This is a genomic window from Oleiphilus sp. HI0043 (assembly GCF_001634935.1).
Map to the genome: position 1 here is coordinate 1 of NZ_LWEY01001546.1, position 1,043 is coordinate 1,043.

Annotated in this window: 1 protein-coding gene; it reads left to right on the forward strand. The window is 43.0% G+C overall.

Features of this window, described 5'->3' with window-relative positions:
• The coding region (locus A3729_RS23155; RefSeq protein ID WP_068634334.1) for an AraC family transcriptional regulator at positions 1 to 976 on the forward strand (976 nt) is incomplete at its 5' end.
• Between the last annotated feature and the right edge of the window lie 67 nt (positions 977 to 1,043).

Sequence of the window (1,043 nt, forward strand, 5' to 3'; positions counted from 1 at the left end):
CTTGCATCAGTTTATTCGGTATAGCGAAGAGCAAAACCTGGAACTCAATTACTCACACATTACTAACACACTAGAAAAGCATAAGGGGCAGGACTTTATCCCCTTTAACGATTTCAAGGACTTTGTTCATGACATTTATAGTAAGTCCAGTTGTCCATGGCTAGGCCTTCACTTTGCCCAAAAAATTCAGCTTTCCAGCCATGGCAGCTTAGGTTTTGCCGTTTCTCACGGTATTGACTTAGGCGAATGCCTTGAGCTGATTAGCCGCTATTATCAAACCCGCTTGCAAGCCATCGGAATTAACATTCAAGTTAATGGCGAAGATTGCCTTTTAGAAATTAAAGAAACTTGTACATGGGAGCCCATACGAGAATTACTCTACGAAGTTTTACTCGCGTCTTTACTCAACGTTATAGAGTTTGTAATTGGCAAGGGCGTCGAACAGTGCACCGTTTGCTTCCCCTATAAGGCACCCGCATGGCAAGACAAGTACGTAGAGCTACTGCCTTGCTCTGTTCACTTTGACGCTAAGACTGCCGGAGTCACTATCCCAAAGTCTTTACTTAAGATCACCAGCGTTACGGCAAACCCTCGCTCTGTTGAACTGGCGCGCGCACAATGCGACGAAGAGCTTTCTCGTCTGAACCAATTTGATAGCCTTGAACAAAAAGTTGTCTCGCTTGTTGAACAGGCTCACGATTACTCTTTATCGATAGAAGAAATCGCGAGAAACCTGAATATGTCCAAAAGCACACTCGCGAGAAAGCTAAAAACAGAAAATACTTCTTTTAGTAAGGTCATGGCTAACTTACGAAAAGCTCAGGCAAAAAACTTACTACTGAATACCCAATCAAGCATTGAAGCCATTGCACTGACTCTAGGCTATGATGATGCTTCCAACTTTAACCGTTCATTTAAGCGCTGGTTCGATAGCTCACCATCGCAATTCAGACAAGCTCACAAACAGTCCTTATAAGCCAAGATCTAGTCTTTATTGAATCAAAATGACTACTAGTTGAGCCCAAATAACCTGTTTGCGCTAG